The organism is Stenotrophomonas maltophilia, from assembly GCF_039555535.1.
In the GTDB taxonomy this organism is placed as follows: domain Bacteria; phylum Pseudomonadota; class Gammaproteobacteria; order Xanthomonadales; family Xanthomonadaceae; genus Stenotrophomonas; species Stenotrophomonas maltophilia_Q.
In genome coordinates this window covers 1323859-1347054 of record NZ_CP154630.1, presented here as the reverse complement: position 1 = coordinate 1347054, position 23196 = coordinate 1323859, and the positions used below count along the sequence as shown (strand labels likewise).

At 66.7% G+C, this 23196-nt stretch carries 19 protein-coding genes; 10 read left to right on the top strand and 9 right to left on the bottom strand.

Annotated elements, in window-relative coordinates:
• Positions 1–138 precede the first annotated feature (138 nt).
• The 3 genes from AASM09_RS06230 to rpoE form a co-directional block, all read right to left on the bottom strand.
• Positions 139–1674 (bottom strand): DegQ family serine endoprotease, encoded by a 1536-nt coding sequence (locus tag AASM09_RS06230; protein ID WP_049429925.1) that lies wholly within the window; start codon positions 1672–1674, stop codon positions 139–141.
• A gap of 74 nt (positions 1675–1748) precedes the next feature.
• Complete coding sequence (locus AASM09_RS06225) at positions 1749–2630, bottom strand: RseA family anti-sigma factor (protein ID WP_049429926.1); 882 nt, start codon at positions 2628–2630, stop codon at positions 1749–1751.
• Complete coding sequence (gene rpoE, locus AASM09_RS06220) at positions 2627–3247, bottom strand: RNA polymerase sigma factor RpoE (protein WP_005410606.1); 621 nt, start codon at positions 3245–3247, stop codon at positions 2627–2629. Before rpoE ends, AASM09_RS06225 begins: the two co-directional genes overlap by 4 nt.
• Before the next feature lie 235 nt (positions 3248–3482).
• Between rpoE and AASM09_RS06215 the strand changes: the two genes are divergently transcribed.
• The 4 genes from AASM09_RS06215 to AASM09_RS06200 all read left to right on the top strand — a co-directional run bounded on the left by AASM09_RS06215 (position 3483) and on the right by AASM09_RS06200 (position 8545).
• Positions 3483–5546 (top strand): 3-hydroxyacyl-CoA dehydrogenase NAD-binding domain-containing protein, encoded by a 2064-nt coding sequence (locus tag AASM09_RS06215; RefSeq protein ID WP_049429927.1) that lies wholly within the window; start codon positions 3483–3485, stop codon positions 5544–5546.
• 640 nt (positions 5547–6186) lie between these two features.
• A complete protein-coding gene (locus AASM09_RS06210; protein ID WP_049427674.1) occupies positions 6187–7050 on the top strand; it encodes a pirin family protein in 864 nt (287 codons plus the stop codon).
• A 120-nt stretch (positions 7051–7170) separates the two neighbouring features.
• The gene (gene aqpZ, locus AASM09_RS06205; protein ID WP_006462519.1) at positions 7171–7890 is read left to right on the top strand and encodes an aquaporin Z; all 720 of its coding nucleotides are present in this window, start codon (positions 7171–7173) and stop codon (positions 7888–7890) included.
• A 196-nt stretch (positions 7891–8086) separates the two neighbouring features.
• Positions 8087–8545: a hypothetical protein gene (locus tag AASM09_RS06200; RefSeq protein WP_343368873.1), complete on the top strand. Its 459-nt coding sequence runs from the start codon at positions 8087–8089 to the stop codon at positions 8543–8545.
• Between the two features lie 119 nt (positions 8546–8664).
• Here AASM09_RS06200 and AASM09_RS06195 read toward each other — a convergent pair whose 3' ends face one another.
• Complete coding sequence (locus AASM09_RS06195; RefSeq protein ID WP_049427670.1) at positions 8665–9516, bottom strand: pirin family protein; 852 nt, start codon at positions 9514–9516, stop codon at positions 8665–8667.
• A gap of 215 nt (positions 9517–9731) precedes the next feature.
• Between AASM09_RS06195 and AASM09_RS06190 the strand changes: the two genes are divergently transcribed.
• Together AASM09_RS06190 and AASM09_RS06185 are read left to right on the top strand one after the other, a co-directional pair.
• Positions 9732–11813 (top strand): carbon starvation CstA family protein, encoded by a 2082-nt coding sequence (locus tag AASM09_RS06190; protein ID WP_049427667.1) that lies wholly within the window; start codon positions 9732–9734, stop codon positions 11811–11813.
• Positions 11813–12037 carry a YbdD/YjiX family protein gene (locus AASM09_RS06185; protein WP_005410613.1) on the top strand — a complete coding sequence of 75 codons (225 nt, stop codon included), beginning with the start codon at positions 11813–11815 and terminating at the stop codon, positions 12035–12037. Before AASM09_RS06190 ends, AASM09_RS06185 begins: the two co-directional genes overlap by 1 nt.
• 715 nt (positions 12038–12752) lie before the next feature.
• Here the strand turns inward: AASM09_RS06185 and AASM09_RS06180 are convergent.
• Entirely contained in the window at positions 12753–13883 is a 1131-nt protein-coding gene (locus AASM09_RS06180; RefSeq protein ID WP_049429969.1) for a DUF3103 family protein, read from the bottom strand.
• Positions 13884–14067: 184 nt separating this feature from the next.
• Positions 14068–15318 (bottom strand): DUF819 domain-containing protein, encoded by a 1251-nt coding sequence (locus tag AASM09_RS06175; RefSeq protein ID WP_049429970.1) that lies wholly within the window; start codon positions 15316–15318, stop codon positions 14068–14070.
• A gap of 127 nt (positions 15319–15445) precedes the next feature.
• On the opposite strand from AASM09_RS06175, the gene AASM09_RS06170 reads away from it, so the two are divergent.
• Complete coding sequence (locus AASM09_RS06170; protein ID WP_049429971.1) at positions 15446–15835, top strand: VOC family protein; 390 nt, start codon at positions 15446–15448, stop codon at positions 15833–15835.
• Positions 15836–15921: 86 nt separating this feature from the next.
• Here AASM09_RS06170 and AASM09_RS06165 read toward each other — a convergent pair whose 3' ends face one another.
• Positions 15922–17208, bottom strand: coding sequence for a sensor histidine kinase (locus tag AASM09_RS06165; protein ID WP_049429972.1), 1287 nt, complete (start codon positions 17206–17208; stop codon positions 15922–15924).
• On the bottom strand, positions 17195–17908 hold the full coding sequence (locus tag AASM09_RS06160; protein WP_049429973.1) for a response regulator transcription factor: 714 nt from the start codon (positions 17906–17908) through the stop codon (positions 17195–17197). Before AASM09_RS06160 ends, AASM09_RS06165 begins: the two co-directional genes overlap by 14 nt.
• 131 nt (positions 17909–18039) lie before the next feature.
• On the opposite strand from AASM09_RS06160, the gene AASM09_RS06155 reads away from it, so the two are divergent.
• The 3 genes from AASM09_RS06155 (at position 18040) to AASM09_RS06145 (ending at position 22253) form a co-directional block, all read left to right on the top strand.
• Positions 18040–19743 carry an ArnT family glycosyltransferase gene (locus AASM09_RS06155; protein ID WP_049429974.1) on the top strand — a complete coding sequence of 568 codons (1704 nt, stop codon included), beginning with the start codon at positions 18040–18042 and terminating at the stop codon, positions 19741–19743.
• 111 nt (positions 19744–19854) lie between these two features.
• The gene (locus AASM09_RS06150) at positions 19855–20607 is read left to right on the top strand and encodes a phosphatase PAP2 family protein (RefSeq protein ID WP_049429975.1); all 753 of its coding nucleotides are present in this window, start codon (positions 19855–19857) and stop codon (positions 20605–20607) included.
• Positions 20604–22253 carry a phosphoethanolamine transferase gene (locus tag AASM09_RS06145; RefSeq protein WP_049429976.1) on the top strand — a complete coding sequence of 550 codons (1650 nt, stop codon included), beginning with the start codon at positions 20604–20606 and terminating at the stop codon, positions 22251–22253. Before AASM09_RS06150 ends, AASM09_RS06145 begins: the two co-directional genes overlap by 4 nt.
• 559 nt (positions 22254–22812) lie before the next feature.
• Here the strand turns inward: AASM09_RS06145 and AASM09_RS06140 are convergent.
• Entirely contained in the window at positions 22813–23184 is a 372-nt protein-coding gene (locus AASM09_RS06140; RefSeq protein ID WP_019659313.1) for a DUF423 domain-containing protein, read from the bottom strand.
• Positions 23185–23196 lie beyond the last annotated feature (12 nt).

The following is a 23196-nucleotide window of genomic DNA, read 5'->3' as shown; positions in this document are numbered from 1 at the left end:
GGTAACGGTCGATTATCGCATGCCCGGCGCCCCGCCGCGAAAGCGGTCTCATCGGGGCGGGCCCGGAACGGCCGAAGCCCCGCCAGGGCGGGGCTTCGGGGGACGAACAAGGGCCGCGTGGGCGGCCCCGGGCGAGCCTTACTGGCCGGCCTTCACCGCCACGAAGGCGCTGTTGCCGTTGCCTGTGCGCACCAGCAGCATCACCACATCGTCCTTCTTGTAGCTGGACAGCGCCCGGTTCAGGGCCTCCATGCTGCCAACCGGGGTGCGGCCGACCTGCAGGATCACCATGCCCGGAGACAGGCCGGCATCACGCGCTGCCTGGCCCTTGACCCCGGTGATGCGCACGCCTTCGTTGCCATCCAGGCCGAGCTGCTTGCGCTGCGGCGCGGTCAGGTCGCTCACGTCCAGACCCAGCAGGGCATTGGCGCCGGCCTGCGGTGCCGCATCGGGCTTGGCGGCAGCGGCCGCACGAACATTGCCCTGCCCGTCTTCGTTCAGCGCCGTAAGGGTGGCGCTGAGATCGCGCTGCTTGCCGTCGCGGATCACGCCCAGGGTGACCCGGCTGCCCGGCGCCATCGCGCCGATCAGCGGCGGCAGGTCGGACCAGCTGTTGACCGGACTGCCATTGACCGAACGCACCACGTCGCCGATCTGCACACCGGCCTTCTCCGCGGCACTGCCCGGCACGATCTGGTTGACCAGCGCACCACGGCTGTCCGGCAGGCCCAGGCCCTGCGCCTTCAGCGCATCGATCGGTTCGACCACCGCGCCGAGCTGGCCGCGGGTGACCTTGCCACTCTTCTTGATCTGCTCGACCGCGCTCATCGCCAGGTCGATCGGGATCGCGAAGCTGATGCCCATGTAGCCGCCGGAGGCGGAGAAGATCTGCGAATTGATGCCGACCACCTCACCGCGGGTGTTCAGCAACGGACCACCGGAATTGCCCTGGTTGATCGCCACGTCGGTCTGGATGAAAGGCACGTAGCGCTGGTCGGCACCGCCGGTGCTGCGGCCCAGTGCGCTGACGATGCCGGCGGTGACGGAATGGTCGAGGCCGAACGGCGAGCCGATCGCGACAACCCACTGACCCGGCTTCAGCGTGTTGGAATCGCCCACGCGCACGGTCGGCAGGTTCTTGCCATCGATCTTCAGCAGCGCCACGTCGTACTGCTGGTCGCTGCCCACCACCTTGGCGTTGAACTCACGGCTATCGCCCAGCTTGACCTTCACGTCACTGGCATCGGCCACCACGTGGTAGTTGGTCAGCACGTAGCCATCGGGCGAAATGATGAAGCCCGAGCCCATGCCACGGCCCTTGATGCTGGGGCCGCCGTCCTGCCCACCTGGTCCCTGCCCCGGCATCGGGAAGTCCGGGCCAAAGAAGCGGCGGAAGAACTCCGGCATGTCGTCGTCACCGCCCATCGGGCCCCGCGAAGCCTGACGGTTGTTGCGGACGATGGTCGTGTCGACGTTGACCACACCCGGCCCGACCTGTTCAACAAGGTTGGTGAAATCGGGCAGGCCGCTGACCAGCGGCTGCGCCGGTACCCTCGGCGCGGCGGCCGGCGCAGCCTGGGTCGGGGCGGCCGGAGCCGGGGCCTGCGCGCAGGCCATCAGCGGCAGGGTCAGGGCCAGCAGGCCCATGGCCTGCGTGCGGAGTCGGGGAGTCATCGGACGGCAACCTCCGGATCGGATGGAAAGAGGAATACGGGCCCCGCCGATGGCGGGGCGTGAAGGCGCCCGGCTCAGTCGCGCGGGCGCGGCGGCACCGGCAGGTCGTCCTGCAGGCGCGGCTCGAACGGGTAGAACGCGGCGCCACCGGTATGGGCCGGGAAACTGGCATTGAGCGCGCCGCCGGCGGCAGGCGCCAGGCTGGAACGCGGCCACGGCCGGGCCTGCAGCCCACTGACCTCACCAAACGGCATGTCGCGGCCGGCACTGGCCGGTACGGTCGGGATCAGCGGCGCCTGCGCAGCAGCCACCGCGCGCTGTGGCACGTCCTCGCGCTGGGCGGCACGCGCGGCCTGCTGGCTGCGGGTGGCACTGGCGCGGCGGCTGTCCTGGCGGCGACTGGCAGCGGCCATCGCCAGGGCGGGAGCCGCCGCCACGGCCATCGCCGCAGTGTCTGCAGAGGCCTCGGTCATCGGGGCAGGATCGGTCGGTGCGGCCGGAAGCTCTGCCTGGCTGGCGATCACCTGCGGTGCCAGCGGCTCGCCCGGGGTGGCTTCCTTCAGCTTCTCACCGCCCATGAACAGCGCCACCGCCGCCACCGAAGCGGCCAGTGCGGCACCACCGCCCCAAGCCCGCCAGCCACTGCGACGCACTTGACGGCGCGGCTCGGCCTGCGGCGAAGGCTCGGCGGCGATGGCGGCAGCCACGGCGGCACTGAACCCGGCAGGCGCCAGTGCCGACGCCTGCCCGCGCATCACATCGCCCAGCAGCTGCCAGCGCTCCTGGCAGCCGGCCAGTTCGGGGTCATGCTCCATCCGGCGCAGCAGGAAGCGCGCTTCATCAGCGCCCAGCTCGCCATCGACCAGGGCCGACAGCTGCTCGCGATGGCGCTGGTCCAGGCGCTGCCCGGCGGGCGATTGATGGTTCTGCGATTCGTTGAACGGATTACTGGTCATACGCGGCTCTTCTCACGGGTGGCGCTGCCGATGTCCAACAGCGGCCGGAGTTCGGTGTCGATCGCCTCGCGCGCCCGGAAGATCCGTGAACGCACGGTGCCGATCGGGCACCCCATTTTCTGCGCGATTTCCTCGTAGCTCAGGCCTTCCACCTCGCGCAGGGTGATCGCCGACCGGAGCTCTTCCGGCAGCGCGTTGACGGCCTTCATCACCGTCTGTTCCAGCTCCTGGCGCATCAACTCGCGTTCGGGCGTGTCGGTGTCGCGCAGGCGCGTACCGCTGTCGAACTGTTCGGCATCGCCGATGTCGATGTCATCGGTCGGTGGCCGTCGATTGTGTGAAGCCAGGTAGTTTTTGGCGGTATTCACGGCGATTCGATGCAACCAGGTTGAGAACTGGGCATCGCCACGGAAACTTCCGATCGCGCGGTAGGCACGGATGAAAGTGTCCTGGGCGACGTCCTGACATTCGCTCCAGTCGGCGATGTAGCGACCGACCAAGGCCACCACGCGATGCTGGTACTTGCGCACCAGGACATCGAACGCGGCGCTCTCGCCGTGCTGCACGCGCCGGACCAGCTCCAGGTCCAGCTCCTGAGGTGTATCAACATCGGCCATGAGGGGCCGCACTCCTGTCAGCCCAACCGACGTCGGGCAATGAGACTGCCAATCCCGGGAAAAGTTCAGTCGCCGATCACCTGGCGCCGCACCAGCTTTTAACCACCGTTCCGTTAGCGTCCCGGTCCACGGCCATGGATCCGGGGTCGCCACTCCCCTGCTATTGGGATTTGACGCGGGGGAAACAACCTCTGGATCATAGCCGCTTCTCCATACACAACCGGATGGAACGTCCATGCTCTCAGGCTTCGATGGTCTCCGCTTCAGCCACTGGCACCCCGAGATCCGCGACGACGGCGTGGTGGTTCTCTCCCTGGATCGTCAGGACAGCAGCGTCAATGCGATGTCGCAGGACGTGCTGCTGGAACTGGGGGACCTGCTGGAACGCATCGCACTGGACCCACCCAAGGGCGTGGTGATCCAGTCGTTGAAGAAGGCCGGGTTCATTGCCGGCGCGGATCTGAAGGAGTTCCAGGAATTCGATCGTCGCGGCACCGTCAACGATGCCATCCGCCGCGGCCAGGCCACCTACCAGAAGTTGGCCGAGCTGCCCTGCCCGACCGTGGCGGCCATCCACGGCCACTGCCTGGGCGGCGGCACCGAGCTGGCACTGGCCTGCCGCTACCGCGTGGCTTCCAATGACAGCAGCACCCGCATCGGGCTGCCGGAAACCCAGCTCGGCATCTTCCCCGGCTGGGGCGGAAGCGCGCGCCTGCCGCAGCTGGTGGGCGCCCCGGCGGCGATGGACATGATGCTGACCGGCCGCACCCTGTCGGCCTCGGCCGCGCGTGGCATCGGCCTGGTCGACAAGGTGGTGGCACCGGCAGTGGTGCTCGATACCGCCGTGGCGCTGGCCCTGTCCGGCACCACCCGCCCGTTCAAGCAGCGCGCCACGGCGTGGGCGACCAACACCTGGCTGGCCCGCACCCTGCTGGCGCCGCAGATGGTCAAGCAGGTCGCGCGCAAGGCGAAGAAGGACCAGTATCCGGCGCCGTATGCGCTGATCAGCACCTGGCAGCGCAGCGGCGGCAAGCCGATCCAGGCCCGCCTGGACGCCGAACGCCGTGCGGTGGTGAAGTTGGCCAGCACGCCGACCGCGCGCAACCTGATCCGCATTTTCTTCCTGACCGAGCGCCTGAAGGGTCTGGGCGGCGGTGATTCCGGCATCCGCCATGTGCACGTGGTCGGCGCCGGCGTGATGGGTGGCGACATCGCCGCATGGGCCGCTTACAAGGGCTTCGAGGTGACGCTGCAGGACCGCGAGCAGCGCTTCATCGAACCTGCCATGGAACGCGCGCAGGCGCTGTTCGCCAAGAAGGTGCGCGACGAGAGCAAGCGCCCCGCCGTGGCCGCACGCCTGCGTGCCGACCTGGAAGGCAACGGGGTGGCCGAAGCCGACCTGGTGATCGAAGCGATCATCGAGAATCCGGAAGCCAAGCGCGCGCTGTACCAGACGCTGGAACCGAAGATGAAGCTGGACGCGCTGCTGACCACCAACACCTCGTCGATCCCGCTGGTGGAGCTGCGCGACCACATCCAGCGCCCGGCGCAGTTCGCCGGCCTGCACTACTTCAACCCGGTGGCGCAGATGCCGCTGGTGGAGATCATCCATCACGACGGCATGGCGCCGGAGACCGAGCGACGCCTCGCCGCGTTCTGCAAGGCGCTGGGCAAGTTTCCGGTACCGGTGGCCGGCAGCCCGGGCTTCCTGGTCAACCGCGTGCTGTTCCCGTACATGCTGGAAGCAGCCACCGCGTACGCCGAAGGCATTCCAGGCCCCGTGATCGACAAGGCCGCCGTGAAGTTCGGCATGCCGATGGGCCCGATCGAACTGATCGACACCGTGGGCCTGGACGTGGCGGCGGGCGTGGGCCGTGAACTGGCGCCGTTCCTCGGCCTGCAGATTCCGGCGGCCTTGCAGACGGTGGAGCCGGACAAGCGTGGCAAGAAGGATGGCCAGGGCATCTACACCTGGGAAAACGGCAAGCCGAAGAAGCCGGACGTGGCCAGCGATTACCAGGCCCCGGCCGATCTGGAAGACCGCCTGATCCTGCCGCTGTTGAACGAAGCCGTGGCGTGCCTGCACGAAGGCGTGGTGGCCGATGCGGACCTGCTGGATGCGGGCGTGATCTTCGGTACCGGCTTTGCACCGTTCCGTGGCGGTCCGATCCAGCACATCCGTGCGGTGGGTGCCGATGCGATCGTCGAGCGGTTGAAGGCGCTGCAGCAGCGCCACGGTGACCGTTTCGCCCCGCGCCCGGGCTGGGACAACCCCGCCCTGCGCGAACCGGTGGTGTGAGTTTATCGGCCGGGCCTGCGGCCCGGCACCCGCAGAGGCAACGTCAAGTTCCACAGCAGAAGCCAGAGCCAAAGCGGCTCTGGCTTTTCTGTTTGTTGGGCGGGGCGGTGTCGGGGTGCGGGGACGCCGTAAACCCGTCCTTGGGGGCTTGGCCGCGGCATCCATGCCGCGGACACCCCGCACCCCGACACCGCCCCGCCCCTGACAGCTTCCCGGTGACGGTCGGTGAACCCCGAATCTGGTTGATGGCTACTGCGAACTGGTGGGTGGCTACCTTGGTTGCCACCAGGAGCGAAGCGACCGGCGTTTGATTTTGATTTTCTTTTTTCTTCTCCGTGGCTGGACGCACACGGAAACTGTCAGAGGCCGGGCGGGTGGGTGGCGCAGGGGCGTGAGCCGCATGGATGCGGCGATCGAGCTTACATGGACGTACTTGCAGCGTCCCCTGCGCCACCCACCCGCCCGGCCAAGCGCGGCTTCTGCTTCTGCTTCTGCTTTTGCTTCTGCCTTCAGCGACCAAGCAGCCAGCCACGAGGGGCTGCGCCGTTGGCTGGAACAACCTGTTACCCATACGGGGCATGTGCCCGTCACAGCTGCATGCGATGCTGCCCCCCTGATCCCTGCCAGCGAGAACGCCCGCATGACCACCATCATCGCCCCGCGCGTGCACGACATCGGCGGCCTCGAAGTCCGTCGCGCCGTTCCCACCCTGCAGGCCCGCAGCATCGGCTCGTTCGTGTTCGTCGACCAGATGGGCCCGGCACTCATGCACCCCGGCACCGCCATCGACGTGCGCCCCCATCCGCATATCGGCCTGGCCACCGTGACCTACCTGTGGTCGGGTGCGATCGGACACCGCGATACGCTCGGCTCGGACCAGGTGATCCGTCCCGGTGACGTCAACTGGATGACCGCCGGCCGCGGCATCGCTCATTCCGAGCGCACGCCGCAACCGGACCGCGACCATGACAACCCGATCCACGGCATGCAGACCTGGGTGGCGCTGCCGAAGTCGCACGAGGAAATCGAACCGGCGTTCTACCACCACGCGGCGGCCACCCTGCCCGAGCAGCGCCGCAACGGTGCCTGGCTGCGCGTGATCGCCGGCCGCGCCTATGGCGAGGAATCGCCGGTGAAGGTGTTCGCCGACACCCTCAACGTGGCGATCGATCTCGACCCGGATGCGGAGATCGACATCGACGACGGCCATCGCGAACGCGCGTTGTACATCCTCGAGGGCGAGGCGCAGCTGGATGGCGTGGACATCCCCGCACAGCACCTGGTGATTCCGGAAGCCGGCGCACGTGGCCGCCTGCGCGCGAAGACGCCGGTGAAGGCCATGCTGTTCGGCGGCGAGCCGCTGGATGGCCCGCGTCATCTGTGGTGGAACTTCGTATCCAGCTCGAAGGAGCGTATCGAGCAGGCCAAGCACGATTGGGAGGCCGGCCGCTTCGGCACCATTCCGGGCGACGACAAGGAATTCATCCCGCTGCCGCAGTACTGAACATCGCGTGTTGCACACATCCGAGGGTGTATCCCTGCACCCGGCGTTGACGCTACAGTCACCCGCTGATCACTGAAATGTGACATAAATCACACTTTCACCGTCAAAGGAGTGCAACACATGAGCATGGGTAAACGCTTGTCCGCCGAATTCCTCGGCACGTTCTGGCTGGTTCTGGGTGGCTGCGGCAGTGCGGTGCTGGCCGCCAAGTTCGGCGGTGATGGCAATCCGCTGGGTATCGGGTTCCTCGGCGTCGCCCTGGCCTTCGGCCTGACCGTGGTGACCGGCGCCTATGCGTTCGGCCATATCTCCGGCGCGCACTTCAATCCGGCGGTCAGCGTCGGCCTGTGGGCCGGCGGCCGCTTCCCGACCAAGGACCTCGTGCCGTACATCATCGCCCAGGTGGCTGGCGGCCTGCTGGCCGGCTTCATCCTGCTGCAGATCGCCTCCGGGGCCAGCGGCTTCGCCATCGATGGCAGCCAGGCCGGTGCGTTCGCCAGCAATGGTTATGGCGCGCTGTCGCCCGGCGGTTACAGCGTGGCCGCGGCCTTCCTGTGCGAAGTGGTGCTGACCGCCGTGTTCCTGATCGTGATCATGGGCTCCACCCATGGCAAGGCACCGGCTGGCTTCGCGCCGCTGGCGATCGGCCTGTCGCTGACCCTGATCCACCTGATCAGCATCCCGGTCACCAATACCTCGGTGAACCCGGCCCGCTCCACCGCCGTGGCCTTCTTCGCCGGCAGCGGTGCGGTCAGCCAGCTGTGGCTGTTCTGGGTCGCTCCGCTGCTGGGCGGCGCGATCGGCGGCATCATCTACAAGTGGATCGGCAACGACCGCTGAGGCCTGTGCGGACCATTGCGGCCGATCTTCGGCCGCAATGGTTACGCTTGTAACCGCAATTTGTGCGATCGCTCACGTTCCGTTAAGGTTGAGTTGACCGTCCGTGCACATGCCGGCCGGGGTGGCATCCGGGGATGGGATGCCAAGGCTGCCGGTCCATCCGGCGGAGCCAACGACACACCACCTTGGGGGATGCATGAAGTTCGCGCCTGTAGTGTTGTCGAGCCTGCTGTTCGCTGCGGCCCAGGCCGCCGCGCAGGCTCCTACCGAATGTCCTTCATTGCCGGCCAGCAGCGGCCTGCAGTGGCAACAGCAGGCACAGGCCGATTTCCTGGTCTGCCGCGCCAGCACCGGCGATGGCCGCGAGGTATTGAGCCTGATGCTCAGTACGCGCGATCCCAACCTTCCATTGAACCGCTCGCTGCGCCAGGAAAAGGGCAGTTTCGGCGGTGAATCGCTGTACTGGTACCAGCCCGACCTGGGAGGCCAGCAGCCGCCCGGCTATGCCGAGCGCCGCATCAGCGTGGTCAAGCTCGACAAAGGACGTTACGCGCAGATTTCGCTGTATCCGGACAGCGCGCAGGAACTGGGCTCGCTGCAGCAGCTGGCGCAGGGCATGAGCCTGACCCCGTCGGCCGTGGCTACCGGGAACTGACGATGGCGGGGATGACTGCCTGGCAGCATCCCCGCAGGATCCGACGCGCGGGACGTCCGCCGGGCATGGCCCGGCGGCGTTACCGGCTTCTTTCGCCGGGCCATGCCCGGCGCAATCCCTCAGAACTTGCCTTCCTGGAAATCGACGAAGGCCTGCATCAGTTCCTGCCGCGTGTTCATCACGAACGGGCCATGGCGCATCACCGGTTCGCGCAGCGGACGACCGGCCACGAGGATCAGCCGCGCACCCTCGCTGCCTGCCGACAGATGCAGCTGCTCGCCACCGCCCAGCACCGCCAGTTCCTGTCGGGCGACGTCGCGCGCCGCATCCTGCTCACCCACCGTCACCGCACCTTCGAACACATACGCAAACGCGTTGTGCCCTTCCGGCAAGGCATAGGTCCAGGCGCGATCCGGCGCCAGCGTGATGTCCAGGTACAGCGGATCGGTGGCCGGCTGCACGATCGGGCCCTGCGTGCCATCCACGGTGCCGGCAATGACCTTTACGTCCACGCCCGCTTCCGGATGCACCACCGGAATCCGCTCAGGGGCGAATTCCTGGTACTTCGGATCCGTCATCTTCTCCTTCGCCGGCAGGTTCACCCACAGCTGGAAGCCGCGCATCTGCCCGCTTTCCTGCTCGGGCATTTCCGAATGCACCAGGCCGCGGCCTGCGGTCATCCATTGCACGCTGCCCGGGGTCAGCAGGCCCTCGTTGCCGTGGTTGTCGCGATGCCGCATGCGCCCGTCGAGCATGTAGGTGACGGTCTCGAAACCACGATGCGGATGCTCCGGGAAGCCGGCGATGTAGTCCTCGGCACGGTCCGTGCCGAATTCGTCGAGCAGCAGGAACGGATCCAGGTCCGGCAGCGTGGGGCCGCCGATGACGCGGGTCAGGCGCACGCCGGCACCGTCGGAGGTGGGCATGCCACGGATGGTCCGCAGCACGCGGGCCGGTTCGGGAAAGCTCATGGCGACTCCTGTTGGATGGATGCCACTGAAGATGGACGCCACACGGCTGCGTGCCAATGGACGGCGCCGCAACCGATTGTTCCATCCCTGATGTTCGCTGCACGTCAGCACAACAAGCGTACGACCAAAGTACTACCGCCGATTCGTCCTGTGCCAATTGACCCTGCCGAGGGCACGCGGGACTCTTTGACTGTCTTTCCGGGAGAGAGCACCTCATGAAAGGGTTTTCCAAAATAGGCTGGGCGGCCCTCGCCCTGCTCGGCGCCTTCTGTCTGGGCACCGTGGCCCTGCGCCGCGGCGAACACATCAATGCGTTGTGGATCGTCGTCGCCGCGGTTTCGCTGTACCTGGTGGCCTACCGCTTCTACAGCCTGTTCATCGCCAACAAGGTGATGCAGCTGGACCCGACCCGGGCCACCCCGGCGGTGATCAACAACGATGGCCTGGACTACGTGCCGACCAACAAGCACGTGCTGTTCGGCCACCATTTCGCCGCCATTGCCGGTGCCGGCCCGCTGGTCGGCCCGGTGCTGGCCGCGCAGATGGGCTACCTGCCCGGCCTGCTGTGGCTGGTGGTGGGCGTGGTGCTGGCCGGCGCGGTGCAGGACTTCATGGTCCTGTTCCTGTCCAGCCGCCGCAACGGTCGTTCGCTGGGTGATCTGGTGCGCGAGGAAATGGGCCAGGTGCCTGGAACGATCGCGTTGTTCGGCGCGTTCCTGATCATGATCATCATCCTGGCAGTGCTGGCGATGGTGGTGGTCAAGGCATTGGCCGAAAGCCCGTGGGGCATGTTCACGGTGATCGCGACGATGCCCATCGCGATCCTGATGGGCGTGTACATGCGCTACATCCGCCCCGGCAAGATCGGCGAGATCTCCGTGGTCGGCCTGATCCTGCTGCTGGCCGCGATCTGGTACGGCGGCAAGGTCGCCGCCGATCCGGTGTGGGGCCCTGCGTTCACCTTCACCGGCACCCAGATCACCTGGATGCTGATCGGCTACGGCTTCGTCGCCTCGGTGCTGCCGGTGTGGCTGCTGCTGGCACCGCGCGACTACCTGTCGACCTTCCTCAAGATCGGCACCATCATCGCGCTGGCCATCGGCATCCTGGTGGTGATGCCGGAACTGAAGATGCCGGCGCTGACCCAGTTCGCCGCCAGCGGTGATGGCCCGGTGTGGAAGGGCGGCATGTTCCCGTTCCTGTTCATCACCATTGCCTGCGGTGCGGTGTCCGGCTTCCACGCGCTGATCTCCTCGGGCACCACGCCGAAGCTGCTGGCCAATGAAGCACACATGCGCTACATCGGCTACGGCGGCATGCTGATGGAATCGTTCGTGGCGGTGATGGCACTGGTCGCGGCCTCGATCATCGATCCGGGCATCTACTTCGCGATGAACAGCCCGGCGGCAGTGATCGGTGCCGATGCTGCATCGGCGGCGCACTACATCACCAACACCTGGGGCTTCACCATCACCCCCGAACAGCTGACCGCGACTGCGGCGGCGATTGGTGAACCGACCATCCTGCATCGCGCAGGGGGCGCACCGACACTGGCGGTGGGCATCGCGCAGATCCTGCACGAAGCGATTCCCAGTGGCAGCGACGCGATGATGGCGTTCTGGTACCACTTCGCGATCCTGTTCGAAGCGTTGTTCATCCTCACTGCAGTCGACGCTGGCACCCGTGCCGGTCGCTTCATGCTGCAGGACCTGCTGGGCAACTTCGTGCCGGCGCTGAAGAAGACCGAGTCGTGGACCGCCAACATCATCGGTACCGCCGGCTGCGTGGCGCTGTGGGGCTACCTGCTCTACACCGGCGTGGTCGATCCGTTCGGTGGCATCCAGACGCTGTGGCCGCTGTTCGGCATCTCCAACCAGATGCTGGCCGGTATCGCGCTGATGCTGGGCACGGTGGTGCTGTTCAAGATGAAGCGTGACCGCTATGCGTGGGTGACGGCGGTGCCAGCGATCTGGCTGCTGATCTGCACCACCTACGCCGGCTTCATCAAGATCTTCGACAGCAACCCGGCACAGGGCTTCCTGGCGCAGGCACACAAGTTCCAGGCCGCCCTCGCCAGCGACACCATCACCGCACCGGCCAAGTCGGTGGCGCAGATGAAGCAGATCGTGGTCAACGCTTACGTCAACACCGGCCTGACCGCGCTGTTCCTGCTGGTGGTGGGCGCAGTGCTGGTGTATTCAATCAAGACCATCCTGGCGGCACGCCGCAACCCGCAGCGCAGCGACCGCGAGACCCCGTACGTGGCGCTGAAGCCGCATGAAATGGTGGACCTGTGATGAGCACGCAACTGGTTCCCGCCGGCCAGTACCAGGCGCACCGCCGCATCTGGCGGCGCCTGGTGCAGACCGCACGGCTGTGCTGTGGCATTCCTGATTACGACAACTACGTCCGGCACATGCTGGAGAAGCATCCGGACCAGGAGCCGATGGACTACAAGACGTTCTTCCGCGAGCGCCAGGAAGCGCGCTACGGCGGACGCAACGGCGGTCGCTGCTGTTGAGGTTCTGGGTGGGTGCCGGGCTTGCAGCCCGGCGCCCGCAGAGGCCGGAGCAACTGCAACTGCGGGAGCGTCTGCTCTGGCTTTCTGTGGGTTTGGCGGGGCGGTGTGGGCTTGCAGGACACGCCGTAAACCCCCAGGCCGGCCCAGCCACTGGCGGCTGTGCGTTCGGGCGCTTGCGAAGCAGTGCTTCGCAAGCAAAGCGCCCTCACCCATGGGGGCTCGATGGCGCCTTGCTCGTGTGCGCTGTCCTGCGCACACGGCAATACCGGGGTTGGGCATCCTGCCCAACCCGCCCGAGGCATGCCTCGGGCCCATGGCGCCAACGGTCCTGCAAGCCCACACCGCCCCACCTTCGACAGATTGCCGGTGACGGCGACACACATGCGGGGTCAGATCCATTTTCCGAAGGAAAACGGATCTGACCCCATTCTGTTTATCGATATCTGACAGAAAAATCGTGTCGACCAAGGTCGACACCTATCCAAAGCCACGCGTGCCAGCAGTCGCCGTTACCCACAGCCGCGTGAACCTGTCGAAGGCGGGGTGGGTCCGGTTGCGGGGGCGTGAGCGCCATGGATGGCGCGACCGAGCCTACATGGACGTATTTACGGCGTCCCCCGCAGCCGGACCCACCCCGCCATCCCACGGAATGCCCGCTGTAGCCGTTGCTGTTGCCGTTGCACTGAGCGGGTGCAGGGCTGCAAGCCCTGCTGGCCTACTCCACCAGTGTGATCGGCGTCAGCGTGACCCTGGCGTTGTTCGCCGCGCCCATGCGATCGGTGTACGCCTGGCCACGCTGTACCAGGTAGAAGCTGTCCACGTAATCGATGTCGTTGGAGAACCACGACGTTGGCATCGCCTTCAGAATCGCACCTGCGATATCGGCGATCACCGAATACTCCGGCGCAAACACGCCCAGTGCCGCCTTCACACCGTTGCTCAGCGCCACCAACAGGTCCTGGTAGTTGGTGTCGCCGTCATCCTCGAACAGCTGGACATTGGCCGCGTTGAAGCGGTAGTTGCCCCACAGGATCAGCGCCTGCCGGGGGGTGTAGTCGGTCTTGTCATAGTCCAGGTAGGGCATGTCGACCGTAGCCATTTCCGGCTCGGCCTTGCCGACCTGCAGCCCGGACACCACTGCGAACACCTCGGCCGCGCCCAATGCCCACGGCTCCTGGTCATCGGCCAGGCGGATGCGGTCGAGACGGGTGATATCCAGCGACGCGCGCGCGCCATCGGCCGACAGCTGGATGCGCTCGGGTGACTGCAGGCCCCGTGCGCGCAACCCGGCGTTGACCAGCGCCATGCCCTCCTGCACCGAACGGCGGGTATCGATATCGACGATCAGCACCGGAAATGACGGCGCACGCTTCGCATCCAGCACATGCGCGCGGCCCTGCGCGTCGTAGGCGGTCAAGGTGGTCCAGTCCCGGTCATTGCCGCGCGGCAGGCTGGCCACCCACAGCTGTTGCGGAGCGGTGTCCGCCAGCGACTGGCCCTCAGGAACATAGGCGCGCAGCTGCAGCAGGCCCTCACCCTGCTCCGACAATCCCTTGGCCTGGCGCAACCGTTGATCGTTGCTGGCCAAGGCGGCACTGGCCCGGGTACGAACATCCGGGTCAAAGCGCTCCATCACCGCATCCAGGGCCACGGCCTGCTCGGGCGATGCCACCAGCGTGCCGCGCACGATCTCGGCAAAGCCCGGTTGCGTGATCAGCGAAGCCACCTCGCGCGCGCTCGCCTCGGTCACGGCCTGAACCTGGGCGCCACGCGCAGTTGCAGCACCTTGTGCAGTTGCCCCCGCACTGGCCAGCAGCAGCGCCAGTACTGCAACCCCGCGAATCATCTGTCGTTGCGTCATTCCAGCCCCCGGCAACGTCGCTGCGGATGAGCGACAGGTGCTGCCTACGCTACGACGCTGACACCATGCGTGCCGGTATGTACTGCACAGTTCCACCTGCGGCCGGCAAAAAAAGAGCCGAGCATGGGCTCGGCTCCATACGGGAATGCGATCCCACGGAGGCCCGGACTCAGCCGTTGGCCATCCACTTCAGGATCAAGCCAGTGACATAGGCCAGCCCGGTGCCGGTGGCATAGCCCACCGTGCCGAGCAGCACGCCCACCGGCGCCAGCGTCGGGTGGAACGCCGCCGCCACCACCGGTGCCGACGCCGCCGCACCGATGTTGCCCTGCGAACCGATGGCAAAGAAGAACAACGGCGCGCGCAGCAGCTTGGCCACCACCCACAGCACCAGCACGTGCGTGGCCATCCAGATCGCGCCGAGCAGGAACAGCCACGGCCGATCCAGCAGCGACAGCAGGTTCATCTGCATGCCGATGCAGGCGATCAGGAAGTACAGGAACACTGTGCCCAGCCGCGACGCACCGGCCGCTTCCAGCCGCCGCGCGCGGGTGAAGCTCAGGCCCAGGCCCATCGCGGTGGACAGCAGGATCACCCACACGAACTGGCTGTCCAGGCTGAACTGACTGGCCCAGCTGACGTTGGCCTTGAACCAGCCGGACAGCGGCGCAGCGATGGCGTGGGCCAGGCCGACACCGCCCAGTGCCACGCCGACGATCACCATCAGGTCGGTCATGCTCGGAATGCGTGCGTTCTGCGCCTCGTAGGCACTGATGCGCGCCTTCATCTCGTCGATGGCACGGGTATCGGCACCGTTGCGGGTGTCGATCTGCTGTGCGCGGTTGGCCAGGAACAACAGGATGGCCATCCAGAGGCTGGCGCAGGCCACGTCGACCACCGCGAACTGGCCGAAGGTGGTGGCATCGGTGCCGAACACCTCGCGCATGGCGACCATGTTGGCGCCGCCACCGATCCAGCTGCCTGCCAATGCGGCCATGCCGGCCCAGGTATCACCGGCCACGGTTTCCGGGTGGATCAGCTTCATCAGCTGGAACGAGACGATGGCGCCGAGCATGATGCCGGCGGTACCGGCGCAGAACACGAGCAGCAGCTTCGGCCCGAGCTTGATGACCCCTTTCAGGTCGATCGACAGGGTCAGCAGCACCAGCGCGGCCGGCAGCAGCACGTCGCGTGCAACCGGGTTGTACAGCGAGGTGTTGTGGCCATCGATGACACCGGCGGTGTTGTAGATGGCGGGGATGAAGTAGCACAGCAGCAGCGCCGGCACCCAGGCGAAGATCTTCTTCAGCAGAGGGGTCGGGCCACTGGCAGCCCAGAAGATCAGGGCCAGGGTGGCGGCAATCAGGCCCAGGCCAACGATGTCGTTGCTGATCAGGGCAGTAGCGGGTTCGGTCGGCATGGGATCCTCTGTCGATCGAAAGAGCGGGAAAAAAAAGCGCCGCATAAAGCGGCGCATCCGCAGATTAACATTGTCTTCACGCCGGGTCATGCTGCAGTGCCGGCTGCCCTTTGCCGGAAGCTCTCCCATGCAGCTCGGCGCCTTCTCCGTCAGCCTCTCGGTCCGGGACCTGTCGGCCTCCCGCACCTTCTACGAAGCACTGGGCTTCTCGGTGACCGGCGGCGAGCCGGCGCAGAACTGGCTGGTGATGCGCAACAACGGCATTGTCATCGGCCTGTTCCAGGGCATGTTCGAAGGCAACCTGCTCACCTTCAACCCGGGCTGGGACCAGCACAAGCAGGAACTGCCCCACTTCCAGGACGTGCGCGAGCTGCAGGCGGAGCTGGATGCGAAGGGCATCGAACTGGCGGTGCGCACCGACCCTGATGGGCAGGGCACCGGCTATCTGCAGCTGACCGATCCTGATGGCAATGTGATCCTGATCGACCAGCACGTGGCGCGGCCAAACGGGCGTTGATGCGGACAGCCATTGCTTGGGTAGGCGTCGACCTTGGTCGATGGACGGCATGCCAACCGAGGTTGGCATCCCGCAGGACGGCCGGTTCAGGCCGGACGTGAGGCGCTGAAATCGAGCGTGGCGCGCGTTCCGCGCGGGTCACAGGGATGCAGCTGCAGGGTCCAGCCCAGGTGTTCACACAGTCGTGCGATCAGATCCAGGCCGATGCCGCCGCCACGGTCCGCGCGTTCACCACGGGCCATGCGCGCGTGGATCGCCGCAATCTCCTCCGGGCTCATGCCATGCCCCGGATCCTGCAGGGTCAACACCGCCGACGAACTCAGCCGCAGTTCGATATGGCCGCGCCCACTGTTCTCGATGGCATTGCGCAGCAGGTTGCCGATCGCCGCCTGCACAACGGCCAGCGGCGCGACGATGTCCACCGGCGCAGCCTGGATGCCGATGCTCAGGTCCTTGTCGCCGAGCAGGTGACGATGGTCGTCAACGATTTCCGGCAACAGCTGGTCCAGCGCGATGCGCTCGGCGCGCGCGGCCAGGCGCGCCGGATCACGGGCCAGCACCAGCAACAGTTCGATCAGCTGCTCCACGCTCTGCGCGGTGCGCAGCACGCGCTGCATCTGCTGACGTGCACGCTCGGGCAGCCCCGGCTGCTCCAGCGCCAGCTCGGCAGCGCCGGTCATCACCGCGATCGGCGTGCGCAGTTCATGGCTGGCGGTGCTGATGAAGACCCGCTCGCGTTCGACGAACTGCTCGTTGCGGTCCAGATAGTCGTTCAGCGCATCGGCGATGGTGTGCAGCTCCGAGCTGCCACGCGGATCGACCTCGATGCGCTGGCCCTGAACGCCCGGCCGCAGCGCGGCGATGTGCTGCGCCAGCAGGCTCAACGGACGCACCATGCGCTCCATACCGAACGACGCCATCAGCACGGTGACGAAGATCATGATCACCCCGGCCAGCATCACCCAGCGCGTGGCGAACTGTTCCAGGTCATGGAAGTCGGAGATGTCCAGAACCAGCGCGACCCGGCCCATCGACTCGGTTTCGCGCACCATCACCGCCGTCTCACGCCCCTTGACCATCACGCCGTCATGCAGCCCCGGATGCAATGTGCGCAGGCCCTGGGGCAGGTTGACCGCATCGAAGCGGTACAGGCTGAGCGTGTCCGAATCCTGCCAGCGGTAATGCGGCTCGTGCTCGACGTGCTCGACGATGCTGTCCAGTTCGGAATTGAGCAGTGCGCGCCAGGCGGCATGCTCGGCATGTTCATGCACATAGTTGCCGACGCTGAACACCGCGATCGACAGCAGCGCCAGATAGCCCAGCAACCACCACACCACGCGCCGGTACAGCGGCCCCGGCTTACGCGCCTTCATCGCCATCCTTGCTCGCATCGCTGGCGGTGGTCACCGCCAGCCGGTAGCCCACCCGCGGCAGGGTATGGATCAGTTTCTCGGCGAACGGACCATCGACGCTGCGGCGCAGTTCGTAGACATGCGAACGCAGCAGATCGCCATCCGGCGGTTCGTCGCCCCACAGGGCGAATTCCAGCTGCTGGCGGGTGACCGCGCCCGGGCTGGCGCGCATCAACACCTCCAGCAGTTTGCGGCAGGCCGGGTACAGGTGCAGCACCTGGTTGCCGCGCTGGGCTTCCAGGGTGGCCAGATCCAGCACCAGGTCGCCCACCTGCAGGCGCCTGCGCGGGTTGCGTCCCTGCGCGCGCAGCAGCAGCGCTTCCAGCCGCACCTCCAGTTCCGGCAGCGCGAACGGCTTGGTCAGGTAGTCGTCGGCGCCGGCACGGAAGCCGGCAATCTTGTCCGGCAGCTCGTCACGCGCGGTCAGCATGATCACCGGCACTTCCGATGCATGCTCGGTGCGCAGCCGGCGCAGCACCTCCGGGCCCTCCATGCGCGGCAGCATCCAGTCCAGGATGACCGCGTCATATGGATGGCTTCCGGCCAGGTGCAGTCCGGTAATGCCATCCGGCGCCACGTCGAGCACGTGCCCGCGCGACTCGAAATAGTCGAACAGGTTGGCCACCAGCTGGCGGTTGTCCTCGATCACCAACAGACGCATGCACGAAACATCCACGGAAGTTCGTACCATGGTAGCGCCGCACATGTCGGAATGCGGTCGCCCCGGCGCCGCTCTGACGCTTTTCCCACCCCTGCCACCTCAGAATGGCCGTTTTGCTCCCGGAGCCTGCCGTGCCCGTAGCCCTGCCCCGCCGTTGGCGCCTGCCCCTGTTGTGGCTGCTGATCATTGCTGCGCTGGCAGCGGGGATCGGCCTTCGGCAACCGCAGCCGCCGGACGAGCCACGCTTCGTGCTGGCGGCGAGGACCATGGTCGAGAGCGGGCAATGGCTGCTGCCGCACCGCGGCGTGGAGCTGTATGCGGAGAAGCCGCCGGTCTTCATGTGGCTGCAGGCGGCCGCCTACGAGATCGTCGGCAGCTGGCAGTGGTCGTTCCTGCTGCCGTCGTTGCTGGGCGCCCTGCTCAGCCTGTGGCTGGTGTCGGACCTGGCACGGCGGCTGTGGTCGCCACGGCATTCCATCTACGCCCTGGCGGCGCTGTTCTGCACCCTGCAGTTCGGGCTGATGGCCAAGCGCGCGCAGATCGACATGGTGCTGGTGGGCATGACCACCGTGGCCCTGTGGGGCCTGATGCGCCACCTGTGCGAACGCCGCAATCTGCCCGCCCTGTGGCTGGCCGGCTTTGCCGCCGGCGTGGGTACCGTGACCAAGGGCGTGGGCTTCCTGCCGCTGCTGATGGTGCTGCCCTGGTTTGGCTGGTGGCTGTACCAGCGTCGCCGGGGGTACACGGTGGAAGGCCCGCATCCGGCCACCCTGCTGTGGCTGATCCCCGCCTTCCTGCTGGGTGTCGGTGTGTGGCTGGCGCCGCTGGGCTGGGCCCTGCTGCACACGCCCACGGCCGAACTGCAGGCCTACGCGCATGAGCTGTTGTTCAAGCAGACCGGTACCCGTTACGCCAATGCCTGGCACCACCGGCAGCCCGCCTGGTACTACCTGCAGGTGATCCTGACCCTGTGGCTGCCGGGCAGCCTGCTGCTGCCGATGCTGTTCAAGCCCTGGTGGCGCCGTATCCGCCGAGGCGACCGCCGCCAGTGGCTGCTGCTGGGCTGGGCCGTGCTGGTGCTGGTGTTCTTCAGCGCCAGCCCAGGCAAGCGTGAGGTGTACCTGCTGCCGATGCTGCCGGCCATGGCGCTGGCCGTGGCACCGCTGCTGCCCGGCCTGTTGCGCCGCCTGTGCGTGCGCCGCTATCTGTTCGGCTACAGCGTGGTGCTGATGCTGGCCACCGGCACGCTGGGCGTGATGCTGATGACCGAACACCCGTGGGCGGTGGCCCAGCTGGAACGCCGGGCGATGCCCGACACCCTGCTGCCCGTGCTGGGGGATGGCCTGCTCACCTTTGCCATTGCCCTGGCCACGCTGATCGTGTGGCTGCGGGTACGCCGCGCGGCAACGCTGGTGCTGCTGACCCACGGCATGCTGTGGATGCTCTACGGCCTGGTGCTGATCCCGGCGCTGGACCCCTACGCCTCGGCGTCGGCGCTGATGCGCCGGGTCGGCGCGCGGATCGGACCAGACGCCGAACTGGCGCTGGTGGCCTGGCGCGAACAGAACCTGCTGCAGGCCGACCGCCCGGTACGCGAGTTCGGCTTCAAGCGCCCCTGGGCCGAGCAATGGCATGACGCCGGCCCGTGGCTGGCCGAGGCGCCAGACAAGCGCTGGCTGCTGGTGCTGGACGACGCGATGAGCCCCTGCGTGGATCCGGCCAAGGTGATCGACATCGGTGTTGCCAACAGGAACCGTTGGCAACTGCTTCCCGGTACCGCTTGGAACCCGGAATGCCACGCCGAGCGGACAGGATCGACCGCCGAAGAAGACTGAACGTTGACACGTGCAGGACGAACATTAACCCGGCACGAACGAGCGTCCGACCCTTCTCCGACATCCAGGTGACGAGCATGACCGCGGATTCCCGAACCGCCCCTTCCCAGCATGCCCGTCCGTCCACTTGATTCGGTAGCGCCGCTTGCGACATCGCCACTGGCGTCTCGATTTGCCGTAATTCACCTCTGGCTGCCTGTCGCAATCGGTCTGCCCTTGTTTACGCTGCTGATGGGCTTCGGCGGCGATCAATGGGTGGCCGATCATCTGTTCCGCCTTGAAGGCGGCCATTGGGCGTTGCAGGACGCCTGGATCACCCGCAGCGTCGTGCACAAGGCCGGCAAATGGCTGAGCACGGCAGCGGCGCTGGTCGTGATCCTGCTGTGCTTCCACCACTGGCGCAAAGGACGTGATCGCACCCTGCAATGGGCGCTGCTTTATGTCGTGATTGCCATGGCTCTGGGCACCGGCGTGATCTCCCTGCTGAAGTCGCTGGTACCGATGGAATGCCCGTGGGACCTGCTCCGCTACGGCGGCCACCAGCCTTTCATCGGGCTTTTCACGGCGCGCCCCGCAGGCATGGCCGCGCAGGCCTGCTTCCCGGCGGGGCATGCCAGCGCAGGCTACGCGTGGCTCTGCCTGTATTTCTTCGCGTTGCTGTGGCGCCCCTCCTGGCGCTGGGCCGGGCTGTGGATCGGCCTCGGCACCGGCCTGGTATTCGGCATCAGCCAGCAGCTGCGGGGCGCCCATTTCCTTTCGCATGACGTTGCCACTGCGTTGATATGTTGGCTGCTTTCGCTGGGCCTGTATGTTCTGATCCGCCGTCAGCTGGACCGTCCCAACCGCCAGGAGGCAAACGCATGAGTGCATCGGTCCAACGCCCCGCCCGCCTCCCCGCCCTTGCGGGTCTTCGCCACTGGCGGCCGCAGCTTTCCACCGAAGCACTGATCGCGCTGACCAGTCTGTTCTTCGCGGTGGCCGGCAACGGCCTGTTCTGGCACAGCGCAATGGCCAGCCATCCGGGCAGCCTGCGCTACGGGCTTTCGCTGCTGCTGTTGCTGCTGGGTGCACACGGCGTACTGCTGGGCATCCTGGTCTGGCGCTGGAATGCCAAGGTGGTGATCAGCCTGTTGCTGCTGGTGACAGCGTTCGCTGCGCACTACATGAGCCGCTACCACATCTACCTGGATGCGGACATGCTGCGCAACGTACTGGCGACCGACCCCAAGGAAAGCCGCGAGCTGATGACCATGTCGCTGCTGTGGCCGGTGCTGCTGCTGGCCATCCTGCCGATGATCGTGCTGTGGCGCGTGCAGCTGCGCCGCCGCAGCTGGGGCCGCAGCCTGCTGTGGCGCCTCGGCTTCCTGGTCGTGGCAGCGGTGACCGCCGTTGGCGGTGCGCTGATCTCGTTCCAGGATGTCTCCGCGCTGATGCGCAACCAGCGTGAAGTGCGTTACCTCGCCACCCCGGCCAACGTGCTGCTGGGCCTGCCGCGTGCACTGCGTGGCGACAACCCGGTGCAGCGCGCGCCGAAGCTGCCGATCGGCACCGATGCCAAGGCCACCCCGCGTGCACCTGCCAGCAAGCCGCGCCTGCTGGTGATCGTCATGGGCGAGACCGTGCGTGCGCAGAACTGGGGACTCAACGGTGGCCGCAACACCACCCCGGAACTGGCCCAGGCACCGGTGATCAACTTCCCCGACATGCACTCCTGCGGCACCAGCACCGAAGTGTCGCTGCCGTGCCTGTTCTCGCCGTGGGGGCGCCACGACTACGACGAAAAGAAAATACGCGCGCACCAGTCGCTGCTGCACGTACTGAACCGTGCAGGCATCGCACCGCTGTGGCGTGACAACCAGTCCGGCTGCAAGGGTGTGTGCGAAGGCCTGGAGTTCCAGTCGCTGTCCGATGCGACCACACCGGGGCTGTGTGCCGATGGCCGCTGCATGGACGAGATCCTGCTGCAGGACCTGGCCACCCAGGTGCGGGCCAAACCCGGCGACCGGGTGGTGGTGCTGCATCAGCTTGGCAACCACGGCCCCGCGTATTTCGAGCGCTACCCGGCCGCCTTCGCCCGCTTCAAGCCAACCTGCGACACCCGTGACATCGGCCGCTGCTCGCGCGAAGAGATCACCAACAGCTACGACAATGCCGTGCTGTACACCGATCATTTCCTGACCAAGACCATCGGCACGCTGCAGGGCATGGAGGATTACGACACGGCGATGATCTACCTGTCCGACCATGGCGAATCGCTGGGCGAGAAGGGCCTGTTCCTGCACGGCGTGCCGTATGCGATCGCCCCGGCCGAGCAGACCCGCGTTCCGATGACGATGTGGTTCTCGCCGGGCTTCGCCAGCAGCCGCGGGCTGGACCTGCAGTGCGTGCGCAAGCGGTCGGCGGCCTATACCGACCATGACAATTTGTTCCCGTCGGTGCTGGGCCTGATGCAGGTGAAGACCTCGCTGTACGAGCGCGACCGCGACCTGTTCGCCAACTGCGAGAGTTGAGGCTTGTTTGGCAGGGCTTGCAGCCCTGCACCTGCAGAGGCAACGGCCGACGCAACGACAACAGCAACAGCGTGCATTCCGTGGGATGGCGGGGGGGGGCCGGTGGCAGGGGACGCCGTAAATACGTCCTTGTAGGCCCGGGCGCGCCATCCGTGGCGCTTACGCACCTGCGCAACCCACCCGCCCGGCCACGGAGAGTTTCCGCGCGCGTCCGCCCCGGGATGGAACAACAGAACAAAGGCAAGAGCGGGTCGCTTCACTCCGAGACCCTGCAACGGATCAGCGCGCGGCTGTTGGGTCCGCCCTCAAGCGAGCCGAGCACCGCAGGTCCGGCGAGGGCGAAGAGGTGCCTGCGATTCTCTAGCGCCGAGCCATGCTCGGCTGCTCTCCGCACCGTCCTTCGACGGGCACAGGAGCACAGGGGACCGGTGCGCAGCACCGGCTCGCGGCCGGCGGCGCGTTTCCTTTGGTTGCTTTTCTTTTCGCGCGAAAGGAAAAGTAACGCCCGTGAACCCTCACGATCGCATTGTCATGGATCGAAGCAAAGGCCCTGCTACCGTTACCGCCTCAACGCATTGATCGCCAGCAACACCCATCCGGCCATCATGCTGGTGCCACCGATCGGTGCCATCCGCGTCGGCCACTGCCACAGCGCGCCACCCACCAGGCTGCCGGAGAACAGCAGCACGCCCAGCAGCAGCACGTACAGCGCCAGATGCGCGATCGCGCCCTGCGCGCGCGGCCCGAGCGCCACCAGCACCGCACCATGTGCGAACGCGTACAGCGCCGCCATGTTCAGATGCTGCTGCGCCAGCGGGTCGGCCACACCGTGCGATGCGTAGGCGGACAGGCCGATCGAGGCGGCCGCCAGCAGCGCGCCGAGACAGGCCAGCAGGGAAGGCTTACGTGCGCGACGTTCCAGGTTGAACATGAGGGCTCCTTG

Bases quoted from the DNA above. Each gene is read 5' to 3' on its own strand.
- AASM09_RS06200 (WP_343368873.1), top strand. From the start codon at position 8,087: ATGAAGTTCGCGCCTGTAGTGTTGTCGAGCCTGCTGTTCGCTGCGGCC.
- AASM09_RS06210 (WP_049427674.1), top strand. From the start codon at position 6,187: ATGACCACCATCATCGCCCCGCGCGTGCACGACATCGGCGGCCTCGAA.
- AASM09_RS06150 (WP_049429975.1), top strand. From the start codon at position 19,855: ATGCCCGTCCGTCCACTTGATTCGGTAGCGCCGCTTGCGACATCGCCA.
- AASM09_RS06175 (WP_049429970.1), bottom strand. From the start codon at position 15,318: ATGCCGACCGAACCCGCTACTGCCCTGATCAGCAACGACATCGTTGGC.
- AASM09_RS06190 (WP_049427667.1), top strand. From the start codon at position 9,732: ATGAAAGGGTTTTCCAAAATAGGCTGGGCGGCCCTCGCCCTGCTCGGC.
- aqpZ (WP_006462519.1), top strand. From the start codon at position 7,171: ATGAGCATGGGTAAACGCTTGTCCGCCGAATTCCTCGGCACGTTCTGG.
- AASM09_RS06225 (WP_049429926.1), bottom strand. From the start codon at position 2,630: ATGACCAGTAATCCGTTCAACGAATCGCAGAACCATCAATCGCCCGCC.
- AASM09_RS06160 (WP_049429973.1), bottom strand. From the start codon at position 17,908: ATGCGTCTGTTGGTGATCGAGGACAACCGCCAGCTGGTGGCCAACCTG.
- AASM09_RS06195 (WP_049427670.1), bottom strand. From the start codon at position 9,516: ATGAGCTTTCCCGAACCGGCCCGCGTGCTGCGGACCATCCGTGGCATG.
- AASM09_RS06145 (WP_049429976.1), top strand. From the start codon at position 20,604: ATGAGTGCATCGGTCCAACGCCCCGCCCGCCTCCCCGCCCTTGCGGGT.
- AASM09_RS06230 (WP_049429925.1), bottom strand. From the start codon at position 1,674: ATGACTCCCCGACTCCGCACGCAGGCCATGGGCCTGCTGGCCCTGACC.
- AASM09_RS06185 (WP_005410613.1), top strand. From the start codon at position 11,813: ATGAGCACGCAACTGGTTCCCGCCGGCCAGTACCAGGCGCACCGCCGC.
- AASM09_RS06165 (WP_049429972.1), bottom strand. From the start codon at position 17,208: ATGAAGGCGCGTAAGCCGGGGCCGCTGTACCGGCGCGTGGTGTGGTGG.
- rpoE (WP_005410606.1), bottom strand. From the start codon at position 3,247: ATGGCCGATGTTGATACACCTCAGGAGCTGGACCTGGAGCTGGTCCGG.
- AASM09_RS06140 (WP_019659313.1), bottom strand. From the start codon at position 23,184: ATGTTCAACCTGGAACGTCGCGCACGTAAGCCTTCCCTGCTGGCCTGT.
- AASM09_RS06180 (WP_049429969.1), bottom strand. From the start codon at position 13,883: ATGATTCGCGGGGTTGCAGTACTGGCGCTGCTGCTGGCCAGTGCGGGG.
- AASM09_RS06170 (WP_049429971.1), top strand. From the start codon at position 15,446: ATGCAGCTCGGCGCCTTCTCCGTCAGCCTCTCGGTCCGGGACCTGTCG.
- AASM09_RS06215 (WP_049429927.1), top strand. From the start codon at position 3,483: ATGCTCTCAGGCTTCGATGGTCTCCGCTTCAGCCACTGGCACCCCGAG.